At 73.5% G+C, this 20922-nt stretch carries 18 protein-coding genes; 8 read left to right on the top strand and 10 right to left on the bottom strand.

The annotated features are described in order from the left end of the window. Positions 1-48: 48 nt before the first annotated feature. A complete protein-coding gene (locus AB0H37_RS14825) occupies positions 49-336 on the top strand; it encodes a DUF4235 domain-containing protein (RefSeq protein ID WP_179836389.1) in 288 nt (95 codons plus the stop codon). 185 nt (positions 337-521) lie between these two features. Here AB0H37_RS14825 and AB0H37_RS14820 read toward each other — a convergent pair whose 3' ends face one another. Continuing rightward, on the bottom strand, positions 522-1340 hold the full coding sequence (locus tag AB0H37_RS14820) for a hypothetical protein (RefSeq protein ID WP_229810129.1): 819 nt from the start codon (positions 1338-1340) through the stop codon (positions 522-524). Positions 1341-1392: 52 nt separating this feature from the next. Next, complete coding sequence (locus tag AB0H37_RS14815) at positions 1393-1689, bottom strand: DUF4193 domain-containing protein (RefSeq protein WP_089313703.1); 297 nt, start codon at positions 1687-1689, stop codon at positions 1393-1395. Positions 1690-2194: 505 nt separating this feature from the next. Between AB0H37_RS14815 and AB0H37_RS14810 the strand changes: the two genes are divergently transcribed. Beyond that, positions 2195-3862, top strand: a complete 1668-nt coding sequence (locus AB0H37_RS14810; protein WP_360613057.1) for a serine/threonine-protein kinase — start codon at positions 2195-2197, stop codon at positions 3860-3862. Then, positions 3859-6630: an ABC transporter substrate-binding protein gene (locus AB0H37_RS14805; RefSeq protein WP_360613055.1), complete on the top strand. Its 2772-nt coding sequence runs from the start codon at positions 3859-3861 to the stop codon at positions 6628-6630. The genes AB0H37_RS14810 and AB0H37_RS14805 overlap by 4 nt, the downstream gene beginning before the upstream one ends. Before the next feature lie 70 nt (positions 6631-6700). Here the strand turns inward: AB0H37_RS14805 and AB0H37_RS14800 are convergent, their stop codons facing one another. Together AB0H37_RS14800 and AB0H37_RS14795 are read right to left on the bottom strand one after the other, a co-directional pair. Further along, on the bottom strand, positions 6701-8065 hold the full coding sequence (locus tag AB0H37_RS14800) for a HAMP domain-containing sensor histidine kinase (protein ID WP_229810130.1): 1365 nt from the start codon (positions 8063-8065) through the stop codon (positions 6701-6703). Beyond that, on the bottom strand, positions 8062-8715 hold the full coding sequence (locus tag AB0H37_RS14795; protein ID WP_179836392.1) for a response regulator transcription factor: 654 nt from the start codon (positions 8713-8715) through the stop codon (positions 8062-8064). Before AB0H37_RS14795 ends, AB0H37_RS14800 begins: the two co-directional genes overlap by 4 nt. Positions 8716-8936: 221 nt before the next feature. On the opposite strand from AB0H37_RS14795, the gene AB0H37_RS14790 reads away from it, so the two are divergent. After that, complete coding sequence (locus AB0H37_RS14790; RefSeq protein ID WP_179836393.1) at positions 8937-9113, top strand: hypothetical protein; 177 nt, start codon at positions 8937-8939, stop codon at positions 9111-9113. Between the two features lie 83 nt (positions 9114-9196). On the opposite strand, the gene AB0H37_RS14785 is transcribed toward AB0H37_RS14790, so the two are convergent. From AB0H37_RS14785 to AB0H37_RS14775, 3 genes are read right to left on the bottom strand one after another with little or no spacing between them, the layout of a single operon-like run. Next, positions 9197-10006, bottom strand: coding sequence for an inositol monophosphatase family protein (locus AB0H37_RS14785; RefSeq protein ID WP_179836394.1), 810 nt, complete (start codon positions 10004-10006; stop codon positions 9197-9199). Then, positions 10003-10911, bottom strand: a complete 909-nt coding sequence (locus AB0H37_RS14780; RefSeq protein ID WP_360613052.1) for a ferrochelatase — start codon at positions 10909-10911, stop codon at positions 10003-10005. The genes AB0H37_RS14785 and AB0H37_RS14780 overlap by 4 nt, the downstream gene beginning before the upstream one ends. A gap of 47 nt (positions 10912-10958) precedes the next feature. After that, positions 10959-12185 (bottom strand): lytic transglycosylase domain-containing protein, encoded by a 1227-nt coding sequence (locus tag AB0H37_RS14775; protein WP_360613050.1) that lies wholly within the window; start codon positions 12183-12185, stop codon positions 10959-10961. A gap of 172 nt (positions 12186-12357) precedes the next feature. Here AB0H37_RS14775 and AB0H37_RS14770 point away from each other — a divergent pair, with 172 nt between their 5' ends. Next, on the top strand, positions 12358-13668 hold the full coding sequence (locus tag AB0H37_RS14770; protein ID WP_360613049.1) for a D-arabinono-1,4-lactone oxidase: 1311 nt from the start codon (positions 12358-12360) through the stop codon (positions 13666-13668). Positions 13669-13695: 27 nt separating this feature from the next. On the opposite strand, the gene AB0H37_RS14765 is transcribed toward AB0H37_RS14770, so the two are convergent. Then, complete coding sequence (locus AB0H37_RS14765) at positions 13696-14610, bottom strand: hypothetical protein (RefSeq protein ID WP_360613047.1); 915 nt, start codon at positions 14608-14610, stop codon at positions 13696-13698. Positions 14611-15055: 445 nt separating this feature from the next. On the opposite strand from AB0H37_RS14765, the gene sepH reads away from it, so the two are divergent. Then, complete coding sequence (sepH, locus tag AB0H37_RS14760) at positions 15056-16825, top strand: septation protein SepH (RefSeq protein ID WP_360613045.1); 1770 nt, start codon at positions 15056-15058, stop codon at positions 16823-16825. Here the strand turns inward: sepH and AB0H37_RS14755 are convergent. Both AB0H37_RS14755 and AB0H37_RS14750 read right to left on the bottom strand, forming a co-directional pair. Further along, positions 16797-18239: a PH domain-containing protein gene (locus tag AB0H37_RS14755; protein WP_360613043.1), complete on the bottom strand. Its 1443-nt coding sequence runs from the start codon at positions 18237-18239 to the stop codon at positions 16797-16799. The genes sepH and AB0H37_RS14755 overlap by 29 nt on opposite strands. After that, the gene (locus AB0H37_RS14750) at positions 18236-18796 is read right to left on the bottom strand and encodes a PH domain-containing protein (protein WP_229810131.1); all 561 of its coding nucleotides are present in this window, start codon (positions 18794-18796) and stop codon (positions 18236-18238) included. Before AB0H37_RS14750 ends, AB0H37_RS14755 begins: the two co-directional genes overlap by 4 nt. Positions 18797-19101: 305 nt before the next feature. Here AB0H37_RS14750 and AB0H37_RS14745 point away from each other — a divergent pair, with 305 nt between their 5' ends. Further along, positions 19102-20094: an ATP-binding cassette domain-containing protein gene (locus AB0H37_RS14745; RefSeq protein ID WP_329087846.1), complete on the top strand. Its 993-nt coding sequence runs from the start codon at positions 19102-19104 to the stop codon at positions 20092-20094. Beyond that, on the top strand, positions 20091-20900 hold the full coding sequence (locus tag AB0H37_RS14740) for an ABC transporter permease (protein ID WP_329087843.1): 810 nt from the start codon (positions 20091-20093) through the stop codon (positions 20898-20900). Before AB0H37_RS14745 ends, AB0H37_RS14740 begins: the two co-directional genes overlap by 4 nt. The last annotated feature ends 22 nt before the right edge of the window (positions 20901-20922 follow it).

The following is a 20922-nucleotide window of genomic DNA, read 5'->3' as shown; positions in this document are numbered from 1 at the left end:
CGGGCCGTTCCGGTAGCGTCGGAGACGACAGGACGAGAGAGGACCAACATGGCGGACAAGGGCGACATCGGCTGGCGGGTGATGGCCGGCGCGGCCGCATTCGCGGGCGGCTTCGTCGCGAAGAAAGTCATCACGCTGGCCTGGAAGAAGAGCACCGGCAAGGAGCCCCCGACCAACCCCGAGTCCCCCGACGTGGCGCTGGCCGAGGCGATCGGATGGGCCGTGGTGATGGGCGTCGGCATGGAGGTCGCGCGGCTGCTCGCCACCCGCGCCGCCGCCCACCAGTGGGCCAAGGGCACCGGGCAGCTCCCGCAGAACCTCAAGGCCGACGTCTGAGACGTCCCGCGCCGGGGGCCTGACCCACGGTCTGCGCCCATGCGCGTCGCGGCCGGTCCCTCCGATGATCGGAGGGACCGGCCGCGACGCGTTCTCGTCGAGCCGGGGGCTCGGAAACGGCTTCGCCTCGCGGGACGCGCCGCCTCCTCGACACCCGCGTGTGCCGCCAGGGGGTGGGCGGCCCGCTACGGGTCCAGGCGACGGGGCTGGTCGCCGGGGAGCGGGGGCAGGGAGCCGGCGATCTCCCGCAGGTCGGCCCGGACCTTCAGGGCCAGCCCCTTGGTCGCGGAGCGGTTGAGGGCGGCGCCGGCAGCGGCGCCGGTGAGCAGGGGGCCCATCGTGGACATGCTCCGGCCGAAGACGCGGAGCATGCGCCTGCGCAGCGCGCTCTTGGCGGCCGTGCCGAGGGCGCTGGTGAGGGTGCCGCCCTCCAGGGGGTTGATGCCGCGCTGCCGGGCCCAGGACGTGACGAACGCGGCCCCGCGCGCGGTGCCGGTGCCCTGGACGCTGACGCCGTACACCTCGTGCAGTTCGGCGATCATCTTCACCTCGATGGCCGCGACGACGAGCGTCTCGGCGGCGAGCTGGGCGGGCGCCGTCAGCAGCAGCGGCGGGGCGGCGAACTCCACCGCGGCCAGCGCGCCTCCCGCGGCGCCGACGGCGGTCGTGGCGTTGCCCGCCGCCTTGACGATCCGGTCGGCGAGCTCCTCGCCCATCAGCCCGTGGTGGTGGGCCTGCAGGGTCTCCAGATCGCGGATCGGTATGTGCGGCGCGGTCGCGAGGAGCAGGTCGGCGAGCCACCTGCCGCGCGCGAAGCCCGCGGCCCCCACCTTGCGGGCGCTCTGGCCGAGCAGTCTGGCCAGTCGCCCGAGCAGGCGGCCGCGGGTCTCGCGGTCCATGTCCTCGTCGGAGGCGAGCCGGCCGATCAGCTCGCCCAGCTCCGCGGAGCCGTCGCCGCGCGCCGGCCCCACCTCGCCATGACGCGGTTCGATCTCTTCCGTCACCCCGCCTCTCCCGTCACGCGCCCTCTTCCCGTCACCCGGTGTCCGCCGCCGGTCAGGCGGCGCACTCGCGGCAGACCGGCCGGCCGTTCTTCTCGGTGGCCAGCTGGCTGCGATGGTGCACCAGGAAGCAGCGCGTGCAGGTGAACTCGTCGGCCTGCCGAGGCACCACCCGGAAGGTGAGCTCCTCGTTCGACAGGTCGGCGCCCGGCAGCTCGGCGACCTCGCCGGCGTCCAGGTCCTCGTCGATGATGCTGGCCGCCTTGTCGGCGCGCCGGGCCTGGAGCTCCTGGAGGCTGTCCTCGCTCAGGTCGTCGTCTGTCTTGCGTGGGCTGTCGTAGTCGGTCGCCATCTTCTATCTCCATCCCCCTCAGTGCTTTATGCGCCCCGTCGCGCGGATCTAACGCTCGGGGGACCGTTCTTGTGCCCGATCCGGGCGGGAAATTCTGTCACGGTTGGTGACCTGCGACACACGAGGCGCGACCGTTCCCACGAGTGACACCCATCACCCGACTCTTTCCTCGCACTGTGTCATCCATCACATACCCGGCGAACGACACGGCCCCGTTCCGGGGACCGTGGCGCCTGCCGGGGTTCCCGCGGCGGCGGGGATCATATCGGTCCCGGAGGCGTTGTGCGCACCGATCGCCCCGGCGCGGCGGGATGGCCCGATCCGGCAGCTGGAACACCGAACCGGATACATCGGTGAAACGTCAGAACTAACGCGATATCGTGCCCGCCTGAGGTTGGGGGCGGATCCCCTGCGGGGGTCAGCCCGGCGATCGCCGGCACGGGGCCCCGCGAGCGGGTTCGGCGCACAATGTCGCGGACATCACTGCGGGTCACTGGAGGGTCAGATGCCGGATGCCGCTCCGCTGGAGCCGGGCGATCCTAGGGCACTCGGACGGTACGAGGTCATCGGACGGTTGGGCGCCGGGGGCCAGGGCGCCGTCTTTTTGGGCAGGGCGCCGGGCGGCGGGTACGTCGCCGTCAAACTGCTGCACGCGCAGATGGCCAACGATCCGGCCGCACGCGCCCGGTTCACCCGCGAGGTCGCGGCGGCGCAGAAGGTCGAGCCCTTCTGCACGGCCCGGGTGCTGGAGGCCGACGTCCAGGGCGACCAGCCCTACGTCGTCAGCGAGTTCATCGACGGGCCGTCCCTGCACGACGTGGTCGCGCACGACGGCCCGCGGAGCGCGGCGGAGCTGGAGCGGCTCGCGATCGGCACGGTGACCGCGCTCGCGGCCATCCACGAGGCCGGGATCGTGCACCGCGACTTCAAGCCGAACAACGTCATGCTGGCCTCCGACGGCCCGCGCGTCGTCGACTTCGGTATCGCGCGGACGGTGAACTCGCAGGAGAGCGCCGTCACCGCGACCGGCATGGTGGTGGGCACGCCCGGCTACCTGGCGCCCGAGCAGCTGACCGGCGCGCCGCTGACCCCGGCGGTGGACATCTTCGCCTGGGCGGCGACCATGGTGTTCGCCGCCACCGGGCAGTCGCCGTTCGAGGCCGACACGCTGCCGGTCATCATCAACCGGATCCTCAACGAGGATCCCGACCTGTCGGCGCTGCCCGCGGGCCCGCTGCGCGACCTGATCGGACGCTGCCTGTCCAAGGACGCGGGCCTGCGGCCCCCGGCGGCGCAACTGCTGCTGAACCTGCTCGGCCACGTCGGCGCCGCGCCCGCGAACCAGGGCGCCGGGCAGGAGGACCTGCTCAACCAGGGCACCCGGATCGCCTCGCAGCTTCCGCCGCCGCCCCCGGTGCCGCCGGCGCCGCGGCCCCGGCCGCAGCACCAGCCGATCACCCCGCCGCCGATGCCGCTGCACCAGGGCGGGATGCCCGGCCAGGCCACGCCGCCGCCGCAGCCGATCACGCCGCCGCCCATGCCGATGTACCAGGGCGGGGGGATGCCGCCGCAGACGCAGCCGCGGATGCCGATGCCCCCCGGACCGCCCGGTCCGCAGTACGGGCCGCCGCCGAAGCAGTCGAGCTCCGCCGGGCCGATCATCGCGATCGGGTGCGGCGCGCTCGCGCTGATCGTGATCCTGGTGGTCGTGGTGCTCGCCATCATCGGCGCCAACAGCGACGACGACCCGCCGACGCCGCCGGTCTACTCGCCGCCGAACACCTACACGCCGAGCGAGACGCCGACCAGCAGCACCACGGGCGGGCTGCTCGGCAACTTCACCGGCAACGGGTACCAGCCGGGCGCCGGATCCGGCCACACCTCCTTCAGCGTCAAGTTCTCCCTGCTGTACTCCAGCGGCGTCGCGACGTACACCTATCCGTCCGGTGCCCAGGACAACTGCTACACCCGGCTGTCGCTGCTGTCCGGCGACGAGAACAGCTCGAAGGTCGAGTACCGGGAGACGCCGATGGCGGGGATGGACCCGAAGGAGTGCGCGTCCGGGTACGTCACGTTCATCCCGTCCTCCGGCGGCACCTCGATGCGGTGGGAGTGGCGCCAGAGCCAGTCCGAGACGAGCGCGACCGCCTACGGGACCGTGTCCAAGGCATGACCGAGGTCGCCCCCCTCCGCAAGGGCGACCCCTCCCGGCTCGGCGCGTACCGGCTGACCGGCCTCCTCGGCGAGGGCGGGCAGGGCGCCGTCTACCTCGGGGAGGACGAACCGGGCCACCGGGTCGCCGTGAAGCTGCTGCACGCGCGCTTCAGCGGCGACCCGAAGGCCCGCTCGCGGTTCGCGGCCGAGGTCGCGGTCGCCAAGCGGGTGTCGGCGTTCTGCACGGCCCGCGTCCTGGACTCCGACGTCGAGGGCGACCGCCCCTACATCGTCAGCGAGTACATCGACGGGCCGGCGCTGTCGCGGGTCCTGGCGCAGGACGGCCCGCGGCGCGGCGCCGACCTGGACCGGCTGGCGATCGGGACCATGACGGCGCTCGCCGCGATCCACCAGGCGGGGGTCGTGCACCGCGACTTCAAGCCCGCCAACGTCCTGCTCGCGCCGGACGGCCCGCGGGTGATCGACTTCGGTATCGCGCGGGCGCTGGACGCCACCGGGACCATGTCGAGCACGGCGGTCGGCACCCCCGCCTACATGGCGCCAGAGCAGATCTCCGGGGCGCGGGTCGGGCCGCCCGCCGACGTGTTCGCGTGGGGCGCCACGATGGCGTACGCGGCGAGCGGGCGGCCGGCGTTCGGGCAGGACTCGATCCCCGCGGTGATGCACCGCATCCTGAACCTGCCGCCCGAGCTCGGCGACCTTCCCGAGCCGCTGCGCGGCATCGTGGCGAACTGCCTCAGCAAGGACCCGGCGCTGCGTCCCGCCTCCCAGATGGTCCTGGCGCACCTGCTGGCGCTGGCGGGCAGCCTCCCGCAGCCGGGCGCCCAGCAGAACGACGCCCTGATGCTCACCCAGGGCGCCCAGACGGCGGCCACCGAGTCCGCACGGCTGCGGACGCAGACACCGCAGCCCTTCCAGGCCGGCCCTCCGGTGCCGCAGACGCCGCCGCACACGCCCCCGCACACCTCACCGCACACCTCACCGCACACGCCTCCGCACGCGCCGCCGCCCATGCCCGGCGCGGGGTGGCCCTCACCGGCCCCGCCGCCCAACGGCGACACACCCGCCACGTGGCCGTCCGTCTCCACTCCGGGGGTCGACTTCACCAAGCCGTCCGGAGGCGGAAAGGGGCCCCGCATCGGGGTTCTCGCCAGCGTGGGGGGCGCCGCGCTGGCCGTGCTGGTTCTCGCCGCCGGCGTGGCCTGGGTCCAGCTCCGCGGGGACGGCGACCATGGCTCGACGGCCACGCGCGGACGGGTCGGCGGGACGCTGCCCATCGCGATGTCGACGCCGACCGCCACCGACGGCGGCTTCGACCCCTCCCGCGCCCTCGGCGGCACCGAGCGGTTCCTCAGCAAGCAGCTGTTCACCGGCCTCACCGAGGTCGGCGCCGACGGCACCGCCCGCCCCCGGCTCGCGACGGCGATCACGCCGGACGCCGAATGCCGCACGTGGACCATCTCGCTCAAGTACGGGACGACCTTCACCAACGGCGAGGCCGTCGACGCGCACGCGTTCGCCCGCGGCTGGGCGCGCAGCGCGGCGGACAAGACCGGCCCCGCGTCCTACCTGATGACCGACATCGAGGGGTACTCCTCGGTGTCGGGCAGCGGGACCGGGCTGCTGTCCGGGGTCACGGTGGTCTCGGGCACCGCGCTCGAAGTCGAGCTCACCTCCCCCAACTGCGACTTCGCGGCCCGGCTGTCCGAACCGGCGTTCATGCCCGTCCCGGAGGAGGCCGGCAAGGTCGACAACGCGGCGTTCAACACCCGTCCCATCGGCAACGGCCCGTTCAAGCTGCAGGACTACCGCAAGGGCGCGTCGGTCTCGCTCGTCCGCAACGACCGCTGGGCGTTCGGCAAGACCAGGCTGGACGGCGTCACCGTGACGCTGACCGACGATTCCGCCAAGGGGCGCGCCGCCTACACGGCCGGGCAGACCGACTGGTACGCGGTGGGCACCGAGAATCTGGCCTCGACTCCGAGGACGGGCCTGGTCTCCCATCCCGCGCCGTTCACCCGGATGCTCGTCCCGATCACCGCCCGGGGCCCGATGAAGTCGAAGGAGGCCCGGCAGGCCGTCTCCTACGCCCTCGACCGGAGCAAGCTCAGCCTGGCTCTCGGCGGGTTTCACGAGCCCGCGCACGGCATCGTCCCGGTGCCGGTCCCCGGGTTCGGCGGGCGCGGCGTCTGCCCGTCCTGCGACGCGACGGACCCCGAGAAGGCCAAGATGCTGGCCACGCAGGCCGGGCTGGGGACGGACACGCCCGTGCGGCTGTACTACCGCCAGTCGCCCGTCGACCAGAGCCTCGCCGCCGTCGTCAGTTCGCAGCTGAAGTCGGTGCTGGGCCTGCAGGTCGAGATGAAGTCCTACCCCGTCTCCGAGTTCACGAAGTACCGCGACGACGTCATGTCCAAGGACGCGTCCGGGCTGGCCTTCCTCCCCTACGGTCCGGACTACCCGGGCGCCTACACGATGCTGTGGCCCCTGCTGGGCGGCGGCGAGGCGAGCGACACGGGCTTCTACAACCTGGGCAAGTGGAGGAACGGCACCTTCGACCAAACGGTCTCCAGGGCGCTCAGGACGACGGCGCCGGACGACCGGACCGGCCTGTTCAGGCAGGCGGAGAAGGTGGCGCTGGACGACATGGCCCTCATCCCGCTGCTCAACGACACTCGCGTCGCCATGGTCCGGCCCGGCAGGTACGTCGGGCTGGAGCCCGACTACGACGGCGACCCCACCGTGGCGACCGCCGCGCTCAAGTAGCGGTGGCGACCGCCGCGCTCACGTAGCGGTGGCGACCGCCGCGCTCACGTAGCCGCGGCGGCCGCCGGGCTCACGCGGCCGGCAGGCCCGGGGGGAGGCGGACGGTGACGATCAGCCCGCCGCCCGGCCGCGGCGCCGCGTAGACGGCGCCGCGGTGCGCCAGCACCACCGAGCGGACGATCGACAGGCCGAGCCCCGCGCCCTTGGCGGACTCGACGCGGTCGGCGTTCAGCCGCCGGAACGGCTCGAACAGCCGCTCCACCTCGTAGGCGGGCACGACGGGCCCGGTGTTCTCGACCTGGACGGTGGCGTAGCCCTCCAGCATGCCGGTGCGGATCCACAGCTCGCCGCCGTCCTCGACGTTGTGCTTGATCGCGTTCTCGACGAGGTTGGACACCAGGTGCTCCAGCAGCACCGGGTCGCCGAGCGCCGTCCCGGAGGTCAGCTCCGGGTGGACGGCGACGTCGTGGTCGTGGTCGCGGCGGGCCGACTGCTCCAGCACCGTCGCCGCCACCTCCGCCAGGTCGACCGGCGTGCGGGCGGTCAGCTCCCGCTCGCTGCGGGCCAGCAGCAGCAGCCCCTCGATGAGCCGCTCGTGCCGGGCGTTGGTCGCCAGCAGCGTCCGGCCGACGGCGCGCAGGTCGTCGGAGACCTCCGGGTCGCCGAGCGCGACCTCCAGCAGCGTCCGGTTGATCGCGAGCGGGGTGCGCAGCTCGTGCGAGGCGTTCGCGACGAACCGGCGCTGGGTGTCGAACGCCTGCCCGAGCCGCTCCAGCATCGCGTCGAACGTGTCGGCCAGCTCCTTGATCTCGTCGTCCGGGCCCTCCAGCGCGATCCGCTCGTGCAGCGTGCTCTCCGACAGCCGGCGCGCGGTGGTGGTGACCCGCTGCAGGGGGCTGAGCGCCCGGTCGGCGACGAACCAGCCGAGCACCAGCGTGATGACGCCCACCCCGCCGAGCGCGAGCAGCGACCGGCCGACGAGCTGGCGCATCGTCTGCTCGACGAACTGGCGCTGCAGCTCGGCCGCCTCCGCGTCGGAGATGCCGAAGCCGATCACCTTGACGTTGCCGAGGATGTTGGCCATCAGGACCGACATCACGAACAGCAGCAGCGCGCCCGCCATGAAGAACAGCAGCCCGTACAGCAGGGTGAGGCGCAGCCGGACGCTCATCCGGCCCGGCATCACGGTCATCTGGGCGAACGGCCCGCCGCCCTCGCCGCGCCACATGCCCTTCGCGGCCGGGTGCGGCTGGGGGACCTGCTGCGGGCCGGGGCGGCGCCACCGCCCGCCGCGCCGGCCCCCGGCGTCGCCGGGGTCGCCGGGAAGCGCGGTCGGTTGCGTGGCCTGCGGGCCGCCCTCCTGGGGCGGGTTCGAGCGGGCGGCCTCGCCGTCCGGTCCGTCCGGGCGGTCCTGGGGTGCGGTCTCCTCGGTCACAGGCGGTATCCCACGCCGGGCACGGTCTCGATCACCGGGGGGTCGCCGAGCTTCTTGCGCAGCGTCATCATCGTGACCCGGACCACGTTGGTGAAGGGGTCGATGTGCTCGTCCCACGCCTTCTCCAGCAGGTGCTCGGAGCTGACGACGGCGCCGTCGGCGCTGAGCAGCACCTCCAGCACCGCGAACTCCTTGCGGGTCAGCTCCACCGGGCGGCCGTCGCGCGCGACCTCGCGGCGGGCCGGGTCGAGCGTGATCCCGGCGCGCTCCAGGACGGGCGGCAGCGGCGCGGCGGCGCGCCGGCCGAGGGCCCGCACCCGGGCGATCAGCTCGGCGAACGCGAACGGCTTGGCCAGATAGTCGTCGGCGCCGATGGACAGGCCCTCGACCCGGTCGTCCAGCTCCCCCGCCGCCGTCAGCATGATGATCCGCGCCGGGTAGCGCTGCGCCACGAGCTGCTTGCAGACGTCGTCGCCGTGCACCTTGGGCAGGTCCCGGTCCAGCACGATCACGTCGTACTCGTTGACGCTCGCCCGCTCCAGCGCGCCCGCGCCGTCGTAGGCCACGTCCACGGCCAGCGTCTCCCTGCGCAGACCGGTGGCGATCGCGTCGGCGAGCACGCGCTCGTCCTCGACGACTAGAACACGCAAAGGGTCCCCCTTCTCGTCGGGCGCGGCCGGCCCCGCACCCGGAACATTGCCCGCTTCACATATGCCATGGAGGCCGTAAGACGCCCGTAAGCAGCTGTTCCTCTCCCCGTACGCCAGATCGCGATCTCGCGGACGCAAGGATCTGCGAAAATTGCATCGCAAGTCAGGTTTACCTTCAGCCTAGGCCTGGGTAGGCATGGGCACGATCCGGGAGGAGGCCCATGGGCGAGTTGACACGCATGATCCAGCAGCGGCTCGACGACGCGTACGCGTCGCTGCGGAGCGCCCACCAGGATGGGGACACCTACCTGGCGGACATCCGCCAGGAGGAGATCGACGACCTGCGCCGGATCGCAGCGAACAACGACATCGGCGTCGAACCGCCCCGCTGCGACTGACCCCGCCGTCGCAAGGCGCTGTCCGTGACGGGGAGCCCGGGACCTGGTCCCGGGCTCCCCGTTCCGGTCTCCCCCCGCTCGCGTCAGTCCCTGGCCGGGTCGAGCGGGGCCAGCAGGTCGTGCAGGGCCTCGAAGGTGCCCGGGCCGGCGGCGATGGTCAGCTCCGGGCCGGGGGCCGCGCCGTGCAGCCCCTCGACGCGCCCGCCCGCCTCCCGGACGATCAGCCCGCCTGCGGCGATGTCCCACGCCTGGACGCCGCGCTCGTAGTAGGCGTCCGCGCGACCGGCCGCGAGGGAGCACAGGTCGACGCAGCACGACCCGCCCCGGCGGATGTCGCGGATGTTCGGCAGCACCCCGGTGAGGACCTCCGCCTGCCTCGCCCGCCGTCCCGCCTCGTAGCCGAACCCGGTGGACACCAGCGCGCGGCCGAGCGGTACGTGCGCGTTCACGCGGAGCTCGCGGGTGCCCGCCGCCGTGTGCTGGACGGCGCCGCCGCCGAGCACCGCCGTGCAGGTCTCGCCGCGGCGCGGGATCTCCACCACCCCGACGACGGCCTCGCCGTCCACCTCGGCGGCGATGCTGACCGCCCAGTCGGGCAGGTCGTAGAGGTAGTTGACGGTCCCGTCGATCGGGTCGACCACCCATCGCACGCCGCTGGCGCCGGCCTGGGTGCCGCCCTCCTCGCCGAGGAAGCCGTCGCCGGGGCGCACCGCCCTGATCCGCTCGATGATCAGCTTTTCGGCGGCGCGGTCCATCTGGGTGACGACGTCGGTCGGGGACGACTTGGTCTGGACGACGTCCGGGCCGCCCGCGGGGCGCTGGTCGACCAGCATCCGGCCGGCCTCGCGGGCGGTCGCCACGGCCAGCTCCAGCAGCTCCTCGGCCAGGCTCATGAGGCCCCTTCCAGGAGGTGGCGGGGCAAGGCGGCGAAGCGCGGGTCGGTCGCGGGCGTGGCGGCGCGCTCGAAGGCGAGTCCGAGCTCGGCGGCCAGGTCCGCGGCCTCGACGTCGAGGTCGTACCTGACCTCCATGTGGTCGGAGACGAACCCGATCGGCACGACCGCCACGGCGCGGACGCCCCGGCCGTGCAGCTCCTCCAGGTGATCGGTGATCTGCGGATCCAGCCACGGCTGGCTCGGCGGCCCGCTCCGGCTTTGGTACACCAGGTCCCAGGGCGCCCCCGGGGCGGCCCGCCGCGCGACCGTCTGCGCGGCGGTGTGCAGCTCCGCGGTGTACAGCTCCTGGTTGGGCTGGGACAGCGGCACGCTGTGGGCGGTGAAGACCAGCCGCGCGCCCTCGGGCAGGCGGCTCAGCGCGTCCTTCGTCGCGTCCACGAACGGCTCGACGAAACCGGGGCGGTCCGCGTAGACGGGGAGCTTGTCGATCTCGGGGGCACCCGGCACCTCCTCGCGGGTGCGCGCGATGTCCTCGAGGTACTGGTCGTTCGTCGAGTAGCCGCTGTAGGCGGACGTGACGAACGCGGCCGCGCGCCGGATCCCGTCCTCCTCCATCTGCCGGAGGGTGTCGGCGAGATAGGGGTCCCAGTTCCGGTTGCCCCAGTACACGGGCAGGTCCACGCCGTTGGCGGCGAAGTCCGCCTCGATCGCGGCCTTGAGGTCCCGGCACTGCTGGTTGATCGGGCTGACCCCGCCGAACAGGAAGTAGTGCTCCCCCACCTCCTCCAGGCGCTCCTTGGGGATGTTGCGGCCCCTGGTGACGTTCTCCAGGAACGGGATCACCTCTTCGGGCCCTTCCGGCCCTCCGAAGGACAGCAGAAGCAACGCGTCATACGACGTCATGCGTCCATCCAACCAGCCCGGGGCCCGACTCCCGGCCAGGGGTGCGCTCACTCGTAGCGCGCCGAGTAGGCCTTCGCCAGGTTAAGGACTTTCTGGACGTACCAGTCCGCGTGGTTGTACTGCCAGACGGCCCGGTAGAGCTGCGGCCCGCCCCGGCCGGCTCCGTTCGCGCACAGGTACTTGGCCGCTCCCGGGATGGCGTCGTAGGGGTTCATGATGTCGGCCTTGCCGTCGCCGTCGCCGTCCACCCCGTACGCCTTCCACGTCGAGGGCAGGAACTGCATCGGGCCGAGGGCGCCCGCGCTGGAGCGGCCGGCGTTGCGCCCGTGGTCGCTCTCGACCTGGCCGATCGCGGCGAGGACCGTCCAGGACAGGCCGCGGCAGCTCCTGGCCGCCTGCTTGTAGAGGTCCAGGTAGCTGCCCGGGCGGCCGCCGTCCGCCGGCGTCTGGTACTTGCCCTCGTGCAGGTTCAGCACGCTCGTGCCGGAGCCGAGGACCTTGCCGACGGCCTTGACGACCTTGTCGGGGTCCACCCCGGGGGCGTTGACGAGGACGGCCACGTTGGGGACGAGCCCCATCTCCTCCCCGGACTTCCTGCTGACGAGCATGTCGATCCCGGGCAGGCCGAGCGGCCCGGAGCCGCCCATGGTCAGCTTCGGCATCGTCCGCGCCACCACGGGGTACTGGTAGCCGCGGTTGAGCTGGAGCTGCTGGGCGGCGGCGGGCGACACCACGAACTGGTTCCCGGCCAGGGCGGCCCACAGGTCGGTCTTCTTCGCCGTCGCGGGCGGTGTCCAGGAGCGGAACGCCGACGGGTCCACGGCGAGCGCGTTCACCTGGCGGCCCTGGAGCTGGACGGCGCCGCCCGCGACGGCCGCCACGTCCCCGACCCTGCCGAGTTTCGCGATCCGGTCGATCTTGGCGGCGGGGATCGAGGCGGTGCCGACGGCGAGCACGTCCGGCGGCACGACGCGGCGCAGCGGCGCGACCTGGCCGCCGGTGGCCACGTTGACGGGGTCGCCGGGCCGCACGCTCGGAGGGGCCGCCTCCTGCGGCGAGTCGGCCCCGGCCGGATCCGCCTTCTCCGTGGTCAGCGCCGCGTAGACGCCACCGGAGGTGCTGGCGACGGCCAGGACGGCGATACCGCCGATGAGGAACGGCAGCGCCCGGCCGCCCCGCCGCGCTCCCGCGTTCCTCCCCCGCGGATCCCGCTGCTTCTTCTCGGGTCGCGACCGGTGCGGACGGGCGGCGGGCGACTCATCACCGCCGATCACGCCGGTGCGCGGAGCTGAAGGAGGAGCCACAACATTTCCCCACGAGTCTCGCTACGGACGGTTAGCCTGCCGTGGTTACCGGATCGTACGGTATCGCCGATTCTGTGCCCCCGTTCGGGCCGTCCAAAAATGTGAACTTTCCTCACGATCGAATCCTGAGTAGAGTCACCGCATGTCCCCAGTGACCAACCGGACGTGGCAGAACTGGGCGGGAAACCAGCAGGCCACGCCGCACCGCGTCGCCACGCCGCGCACCGCAGACGAGGTGGCCGCCGCGGTCCGGTCGGCCGCCGGCGACGGCCTCACGATCCGCATGACCGGCACAGGGCACTCCTTCACCGGCGCCGCCGTCGCCGAGGGCGTCCTGCTCCGCCCCACCGCGCTCACCGCGGTCCGCTCCGTCGACACCGCGACGGGGCTCGTCACCGTCGAGGCCGGCCTGCCGCTGCACGCGCTCAACCGCCTTCTGGAAGACCACGGCCTCGCGCTGGCCAACATGGGCGACATCCAGGAGCAGACAGTCGCGGGCGCGTTGCAGACCGCCACGCACGGAACGGGCCGCGACGCCGCCGGGCTCGCCTCCCAGGTCGCCGCCCTGGAGCTCGTCCTCGCCGACGGCACCGTGGCGAGCTGCTCACGCGAGGAGCGTCCCGACCTGTTCGCCGCGGCCCTCGCCGGGCTCGGCGCGCTCGGCGTCGTCACCGCCGTCACCTGGCGGACCGTCCCGGCGTTCCTGCTGCGCGCGCAGGAGGCCCCCATGAAGTGGGACGAGGTCCTCGCGCGCGTGGACGAGTTCGACGCCGCCAACGAGCACTTCGAGTTCTACTGGTTCCCGCACACCGAGGGCTGCCTGACCAAGCGCAACAACCGCGTCGAGGGCCCCGCGCAGCCGCTGTCGAAGTTCAGGCACTGGCTGGACGACCGGTTCCTGTCGAACACGGTCTTCGGGGCCGTCAACAGGGTCACCCACCGGGCGCCCGCCGCGTCGCCCTTCGTGAACGGCGTCTCCGCCAAGGCGCTCGGGGCCCGCACCTACAGCGACACCTCGTACAAGATCTTCACCAGCCCGCGCACGGTCCGCTTCAAGGAGCAGGAGTACGCGATCCCGCGCGAGGCGCTCGTCCCCGCGCTGCGCGAACTCCGTGCCCTGTTCGCCAGGCGGGACTGGCGGATCAGCTTCCCCATCGAGGTCCGGCTGCTTCCCTCCGAGGACGCCTGGCTGTCGATGGCGCAGGGGCGGCAGAGCGCGTTCATCGCCGTGCACGTCTACCACCGCGATCCGCACGAGGACTACTTCCGCGGCGTCGAGGACCTTCTGACCGGGCTCGACGGCCGCCCGCACTGGGGCAAGCTCCACACCCGCGACGCCGCCTACCTGGAGAAGGTGTACCCCCGGTTCGGCGACTTCCGCGCCCTGCGGGACGAACTGGACCCCGACCGCCGCTTCGCCAACCCCTACACGAGGCAGGTTTTCGGCGACTAGCCGTGCTCGACTCGTCGGCGGCCGTGCTCAGCCGCCGGGGGTGGCCCCCTGCGGATCGGGGACGTCCTGGCCGCCGTCCTGCGGGCCCCCCGTGGTCGCCGGCGGCTCCGGCGTCGGCGTCGTCGTCGGCGGCGCGGTCGTGGGCTCCTGCGTCGGCCGTTCGGTCGGCTCCGACGACGGCTGCGGTGCCGGCGAGCCCGTTCCACCGGTGGGCGCCTCGCCCGTCGGCGTGCCGCTCGGCGAGGAGCCGGGCTCCTCGCCGGTGCCTCCGGAGGGGTTCTGCGAAGGCGTGTCGGCCGGCCGTCCGCCGCCCCCGCCGTCGAGGACCTTGGTCACCGTCAGACCCTTGCCGCCCCCGCCGCCGACCGGCTTGCCGGTGCTCGCCTCGTAGATGGTGATCCCGCCGATGACGACCGCGAACACCGCCGCCGAGGAGACCACCAGCGTCACCCAGTGCGCCTTGGCCCACTCGACCGTGCTCTGCCACGCCGAGCGGCGGACGACCTGGCGCACCGCGTCCTCGCCGGCCTCCTCGGCGAACGCGGCGGCGACCGCCTGCGCCGGGTCCAGGCGCGTGGCGCCGGGATCCCCGCCGGGGTCGAGCCGCGTGGCGTTCGGGTCGCCCCCGCCGAAGACGGGGTCCAGGCGCGTGGCGCCGGGGTCGCCGGACCACACCACGGTCCGGGTCGGGTCGGCGCTCGTCGCCTCGTCGGCCGCGCCCTCGGCCATGTCCCGCCGCCGGACCGCCGACTGCAGGTGCGTCAGCTCCTTGATCTGCTCACGGCCCTGGTCGAGGTAGTGCTTGCCGACCGCCGACCCCGCCGTCGAGATCACGCTCATCAGCGCCGCGCCGATGATCGTCCCGTACACGCCCAGGAAGGACGCGCCCAGGGCGGCGACCGCCGTCGCCACCGCACTCGCGATCAGCTGCGTCGTGCTCACGTCCGGCAGCTTGCGCGGCATCGCCTGATTCACCCCTGTCTGTCGCCACGAACACCCCCGAAAGTGAACTGATCGGGAGGACGCGGGTGTTCCTGCCCACGACGTGACACTCGCAACGTCGAAGCGGCGGGACGTTCGCGGCCTCGTCAGGAACGGTGTGGAAAAGGATGGACAAGAATCGAGCAGAGCGGCCCCCCGCCGGTCGCGGCACCGGCAAGCTTGGTCAGGTGCCCTCTTCGACCTCGTGAAGAGGGCTTCGAGAGCGGCGATGTTCGGACATGCCGGGTACGGTGCTGGCAGCAGGTGTGTCCGAAAGAGAGACTCGGGAACCCGGGGGAAGGGCACGCATGCGCCCTCGGTGGGCATCGGACGGCCGACCGGTGAAGAGCACGGTCGCGCGGTCCGGCGTCCTCCGTGCCGTCTGGACAGGGCAGGAAGGACACGCATGCAGGAGCTGCGCCTCGTCGCGGTCAGCGAGGACGGTACGTACCTCGTCCTGGCCACCGCGGGCCGAGGCACCCGGTTCACCCTGCCCGTCGACGACCGGCTCCGCGCCGCGGTCCGTGGGCACTTCTCCCGCCTCGGCCAGTTCGAGATCGAAGTGGAGAGTCCCTTGCGCCCCAAGGAGATCCAGACCCGCATCCGGTCCGGGGAGACCGCGGAGGAGATCGCCGAGTCGGCGGGCATCCCGGTCGAACGGGTCCGCTGGTTCGAGGGTCCGGTCCTGCAGGAACGCGAATACATGGCCCAGCAGGCGCAGCGCGTCACCGTCCGCCGCCCAGGCGAGTCCACGCCCGGCCCGCCGCTCGGCGAGACCGTCGAGGAGCGCCTCGGCCGCGGCGGCGTCGACCTGGAAGAGGTCGAGTGGGACTCCTGGAAGTGCGAGGACAACACCTGGCGCGTCCGGCTGTCCTTCTTCGAGGGCGGCCGCCCGCACGCGGCCGAGTGGACGTTCGACCCGCGCCGCCGGCACGTCTCCCCGCTGGACGAGGTCGCCGCCCGGCTCACCTCCGTCGAGTGGGACGACGACGACGCGCTCTCCGACACCGTCACGCCGCTCGTCCCGCGCCGTCCCGCCATGAAGGTCGTCTCCAGCGACCGCGACGCCCTTCCCGGCGGCCGCGGGCTGCCCGCGCGCGGCCTGCCCGCCGAGCCCGAGCAGGGCGCCCCCGAGCCGCTGCGCGCCGCGGAGCCCCGCGCCTACATCGTCGAACGCGGCCGCATGGTCGACCCGCGGCCCGCCTTCCGGGAGGCGTCCGAGCCGCCTTCCCTGCGCGAGGCCGCCCCGCCCCGTCCGGCCGCGCACGCCCCCGAGCCGCCCCGTCCCGGCCCGCCGGTCGAGGAGGCGGCTCCGGAGGCGCCCTTCGCCGAGCCGCGCGCCGACGAGGCCGCCCTGCCCGTCCAGAGCGAGGAGCCGCACGGCGCCGCGGCCGGGCCCGAGCCGGCGGAACCCGCCGAGACCTCCGGCGAGGACGTGGGCGACCTGGCGAGCGAGACGGCCGCCGGGAACGACGACACGGCCACTGTCGCGGATGAAGCGCGGCCTGCCGAGGCCGCCGGGGAGCCGGAGGACGAGGCTCCGGCTCCCGAGGAGATCGAAGCGCTCGACGCCGACGACCCGGAAGCGGTCCGGGAGGAGGAGCACGCGGCCGCCGAACCGGCCGAGCCGGCTCTCCCAGAGCAGGCGGGCGCCGACCACGAGGCGCACGAGGCGCACGAGGTCGACGACGCGCGCGAAGCGGTCGGCGAGGCACCGGAGGCCGCGAAGGCGCCCGAACCTGTCCAGGCCGCCCCCGCGGAGGAGCCGGAGGAGCCGGCCGAGCCCGCCGAGACGCCGCAGGCCCCGGCCGCCGCCCGGCCGCGGGTCGAGGCCGACGCGCCCTGCGTCCCGGAGGCCGAGCAGGAGACCGCACCCGTCCGAGCGCCCGCCCCGTCCCGCGAGCCCGCCGCGTCCCGTGAGGCCGCAGCGGAGGGCAAGCCCGTGGCTCCGCCGCGGCAGCCCGCGCGGCCGCCCGCCAAGAAGAAGCCGGCGGCCCGGCCCACCATGCCCGCCGCCGCTCAGGACAAGCCGGCCACCGGCTCTCCCGCCGCCGCCGCGGCGGCCGGAGAGCCCGCGGGCGCGCAGCGTCCGGCCCGGCGCCGCAAGGCCAAGGGCAAGCGCGCCTCCGTCCCGTCCTGGGACGAGATCATGTTCGGTGCCCGCCGGCCTGAATAGGCTCGGCGCCCGCACCGGGCGGCCCGTCCAGGAACGGGGCCAGCCACGCGGGGGTGATGGCGGCGGCGAGGGCCACGGCGTCCTCCTCGGACATGTCCGTCGCCGAGCAGCCCCCGTCGCCCGCGCCCACCGCCGCGAAGAGGCTGGCGAGGCCCAGCCTGCGCTGGAAGAGCGTCTGGCGGACCCGCCAGCCGATGACGGCCGAGTGCTCGACGACGACCTGGCGGCGGCGCAGGGAGCCCGACCGGACGGTGAGGCGCTCCCCGTCGGTGGCGTGGCCCAGCTGGCGGTAGCGGTCCAGCCCCAGCGGCACCGCGAGGACGGCGATCACGGCGCACGCCACCGCGACCCAGGGCTGGCCCGCGAGGACCGCCAGGACGGCGACGCCCGCCGGGGGCGCCACCGCGCGGACGACGCGGCGGCTCCGCGCGGCCGGCGGGTGCGCGGTCAGCGGCCCGGGGACGTTCCCGACGACGCCCGCGGCGAGGGCCTCGGCCGCCGCCCGGGGCGCGGCGGGCAGCAGCCGTCCCCGCTGGGCGGCGTCCCCCAGCCCGGTGATGAGGGCGCCGAGCCGCGTCACGCCCGCCGCGCGCTCGAACGGGTTGTCGGCGAGCTCGACGCCCCGCAGCCGGCGGCGTTCGAGGGAGACGCTGCGGCGGGTGAGCAGCCCGCGCTCGGCGACGACGGACCCGTCCCGCTCGTGCACGGTGAAGTCCCAGTTGAAGAGGGTGAAGACGATCACCGACATGACGGGCATGGCGATCAGGGTGAGGATGGCCAGCGCCAGGACCACGACGGTGGGCAGGCCCACCACGTCGTGGCCGAGGCTCTCCACGCGCTCCCGTGTGATGAGCCCGAGGTCGTCGCCGAGGTTGTAGACGGTGCCGAGGAGGCTGCCCGCCAGCGCGAACGGCGTCAGCAGGTAGGCGCCGCTGAGCGGGGCGTACAGGTACCAGCGGCGCCGCATGCGGCCGAGGGCGCGCCGGGGCGGAGCCGGGGCGTCCCGGGCGAGCAGGACGCCGCGCAGCCGTTCGGCCTCGGTGCGGGAGACCGCGTTCAGCTCCCCCTCGCCGCCGTCCGCCCCGGCGTCGATGTGCACGATCGCCAGCCCGAGCAGGCGGTGCGGGAGGGACGCGCTGATGTCCACGCCCCGGATCCGGTCGCGCGGGATGCTCTTGACCGACCGCCCGATGAGCGCGCGCCGGAACTCGATGCGGTCCTCGTGCAGGACGTAGGTGAACGTCACCCAGTTCGCGGCGTGGAAGAGCAGCCCGAAGGCCAACCCCACGAGCGTGAAGTAGAACGCGGTGGAAAGCCCGCCCACGAGCAGGCCCGTCGCGCCGGCGGCGAGGAGCGCGAGGAGCTCGCGGACGGCGCCGACCACGAAGGTGAGCGGATGCAGGCGTGCGGTCACGTGGCGTCGTCGCGGAGGTCGTGCGCGCGGTGCGCGAGGTCTTCGGCGAGGCGCGTCGCCGCGGAGACGGGCAGGCCCGAGAGCTCCGAGGAACCGGTGTGGGAGGCGGTGTTCACCTCGATGGTGGCGAGGCCGAGCATCCGTTCGATCAGGCCCTGCTTGCTGTCGACCGTCTGGATCCGCCCGACGGGCACCAGCAGCCATTCGCGGCTGAACCAGCCCGTCCGCGTGTAGACGACGTCGGAGCTGACCTCCCAGCGGTGGACGCGGTACCGCCACACGGGCGCGACCGTGACCATGAGCAGCCCCGCGGCGCCGACGATGTAGGGGAGCCAGCCGATCCGGCCGGTCAGCCAGGCGGGCAGCGCGTCCAGGCCGGCGTCTCCGACCCAGGCGGCCACGCCGAGGGCGAGGCCGAACGCCAGGCCCCACAGCAGCAGGTACTCGATGGCCCACTGCGCGATCGCGCGGGGCGAGACCCGGTGTTCGGGCGGCCGCAGACGCGGCGGGTGCGGCCGCCCGCCGTCCCTCCGGCGACCGCGCCGCACCGACGTCACACCGCGAGTCTAGAGCGCCGAAGGCGCCCTCCCGCCGCCTCGCGCGGCGGGAACGGCCTGGGAGCCGGCGGCACGATCGCGGGCGCCTCCTCGTTCCTGTCAGTGGTGCGTGCGAGATTTGCCGTTGGCGCATGCGAGATTGTCGGTGGCGCATGCGAGGTTGTGGCGTGGTTCACGCTGCCGACGGCGCCCTCCCTGGGGCGGCGGCAGAAAATTTGGATGCACTTGACCCGGACTCCGCCTATTTTGGCTGGTCCCCCTGGTCGGGGGCCCCGGCGTCCGGCAACCGAGTCCTAGGAGATCCCATGACCTACGCGATCCAGGCGGACGGCCTGGAGAAGCGGTTCGGTGAGACCCGGGCGCTGGACGGCGTCTCCCTCACCGCCGAGGCCGGAACGGTGCTCGGCGTGCTGGGGCCGAACGGCGCCGGCAAGACGACCATGACCCGGATCCTCGCCACGCTGATCGAGCCGACCGGCGGCACCGCCCGGGTCGGCGGGTTCGACGTGGTGAAGGACGCGCACAAGGTGCGGCAGCTGATCGGGCTCACCGGCCAGTACGCCGGGGTCGACGAGATGCTGACCGGCACCGAGAACCTCGTCCTGATCGGGCGGCTGCTCGGGCTGCCGCGCCGGGAGTCCAGGGCGCGCGCCGCCGAACTGCTGGAGCGCTTCCAGCTGACCGACGCCGCCGAGCGCGCCGCCAAGACCTACTCGGGCGGGATGCGGCGCCGCCTCGACCTGGCCGCGAGCCTCGTCGGGCGCCCGCAGATCCTGTTCCTGGACGAGCCGACCACGGGCCTCGACCCGCGCAGCCGGAACGGCCTCTGGGACATCGTCCGCGGCCTCACCGACGACGGCGTCACCGTGCTGCTCACCACGCAGTACCTGGAGGAGGCCGACCAGCTGGCCGACGACATCATCGTCATCGACCGCGGCCAGGCCATCGCGCACGGCACGTCCGACATGCTGAAGGCCCAGGTCGGCGGCCAGGTGCTGGAGGTAAGGCCGGTCGACGCGGCCGACGTGGCGGCGGTGGAGCGCATCGTCGGCGAGCTGGCCGAGGCCGTCCCGGAGGTCCGCGACGACATGGTCAGCGCGCCGATCACCGACCCGCAGCTGATGCCGACCGTGGTCCGCCGCCTCGACGAGGCGGGCGTCGCCGTCGGCGAGCTGTCACTGCGCAAGTCCAGCCTGGACGAGGTGTTCTTCGCCCTCACCGGCCATCACACCGACGACATCGACGCCGAGGCCGGCGAGCTGCAGAAGCAGGCCGACAAGGAAGGTGCCTCCGCATGACCACCGCGACGCTCGCGCCGCAGGACCTGTCGAAGCGGGTCGCGCCGGGCACGGCCCTGCGCAACACGGTCACGCTGGCCTGGCGCAACCTGGTCCAGATCAAGCACAACCCGATGGAACTGCTCGACCTGTCGATCCAGCCCATCATGTTCGTGCTGCTGTTCGCCTATGTGTTCGGCCCGCCGATGGCGGGCAGCGTCGAGGCGTACCTGCCGATCGTGATCCCCGGCATCATCGCCCAGAACGCCCTGTTCGCCGGGATGAGCACCGGGTTCGGGCTGAACACCGACATCACCAAGGGCGTGTTCGACCGGTTCCGGAGCCTGCCGATCGCGCGCAGCGCCCCGCTCGCCGGGCGGATCATCGCCGACACCGTCAAGCAGGCGTGGTCGATGGCGATCCTGCTGGGGGTCGGGTTCGCGATCGGCTTCCGTGTGGAGACGAACGTGCTGGCCGTGATCGGCGCGTTCCTGCTGCTGCTGGCCTTCGCGGTCCTGTTCTCCTGGACGTCGGTCTTCATCGCGATGAAGGTCAACGAGCCGGAGAAGGTGCAGATCTTCGGCTTCGTGGTGATCTTCCCGCTGAGCTTCCTCAGCACCGCGTTCATCCCGTCCACGAAGGGCATCCCCGGCTGGCTGGCGTTCTGCATGGACAACAGCCCGGTCACGCAGCTGGTGGAGGCGATGCGCGGCCTGCTGGTCGGCGGTCCCGTCCTGGAGCACGCCTGGATCGCGCTCGCGTGGGGCGTCGGCATCTCGCTGGTCTTCGCGCCCCTGTCGCTCCGCGCCTTCAAGCAGCGCGCCTGAGAACCGCGCCCGGGAAGGGGAA

Source organism: Actinomadura sp. NPDC023710 (assembly GCF_040639875.1).
GTDB classification, from domain to species: Bacteria; Actinomycetota; Actinomycetes; order Streptosporangiales; family Streptosporangiaceae; genus Spirillospora; species Spirillospora citrea.
Note: the sequence above shows the minus strand (reverse complement) of the source record. Positions and strands in the feature narration are given on the sequence as shown.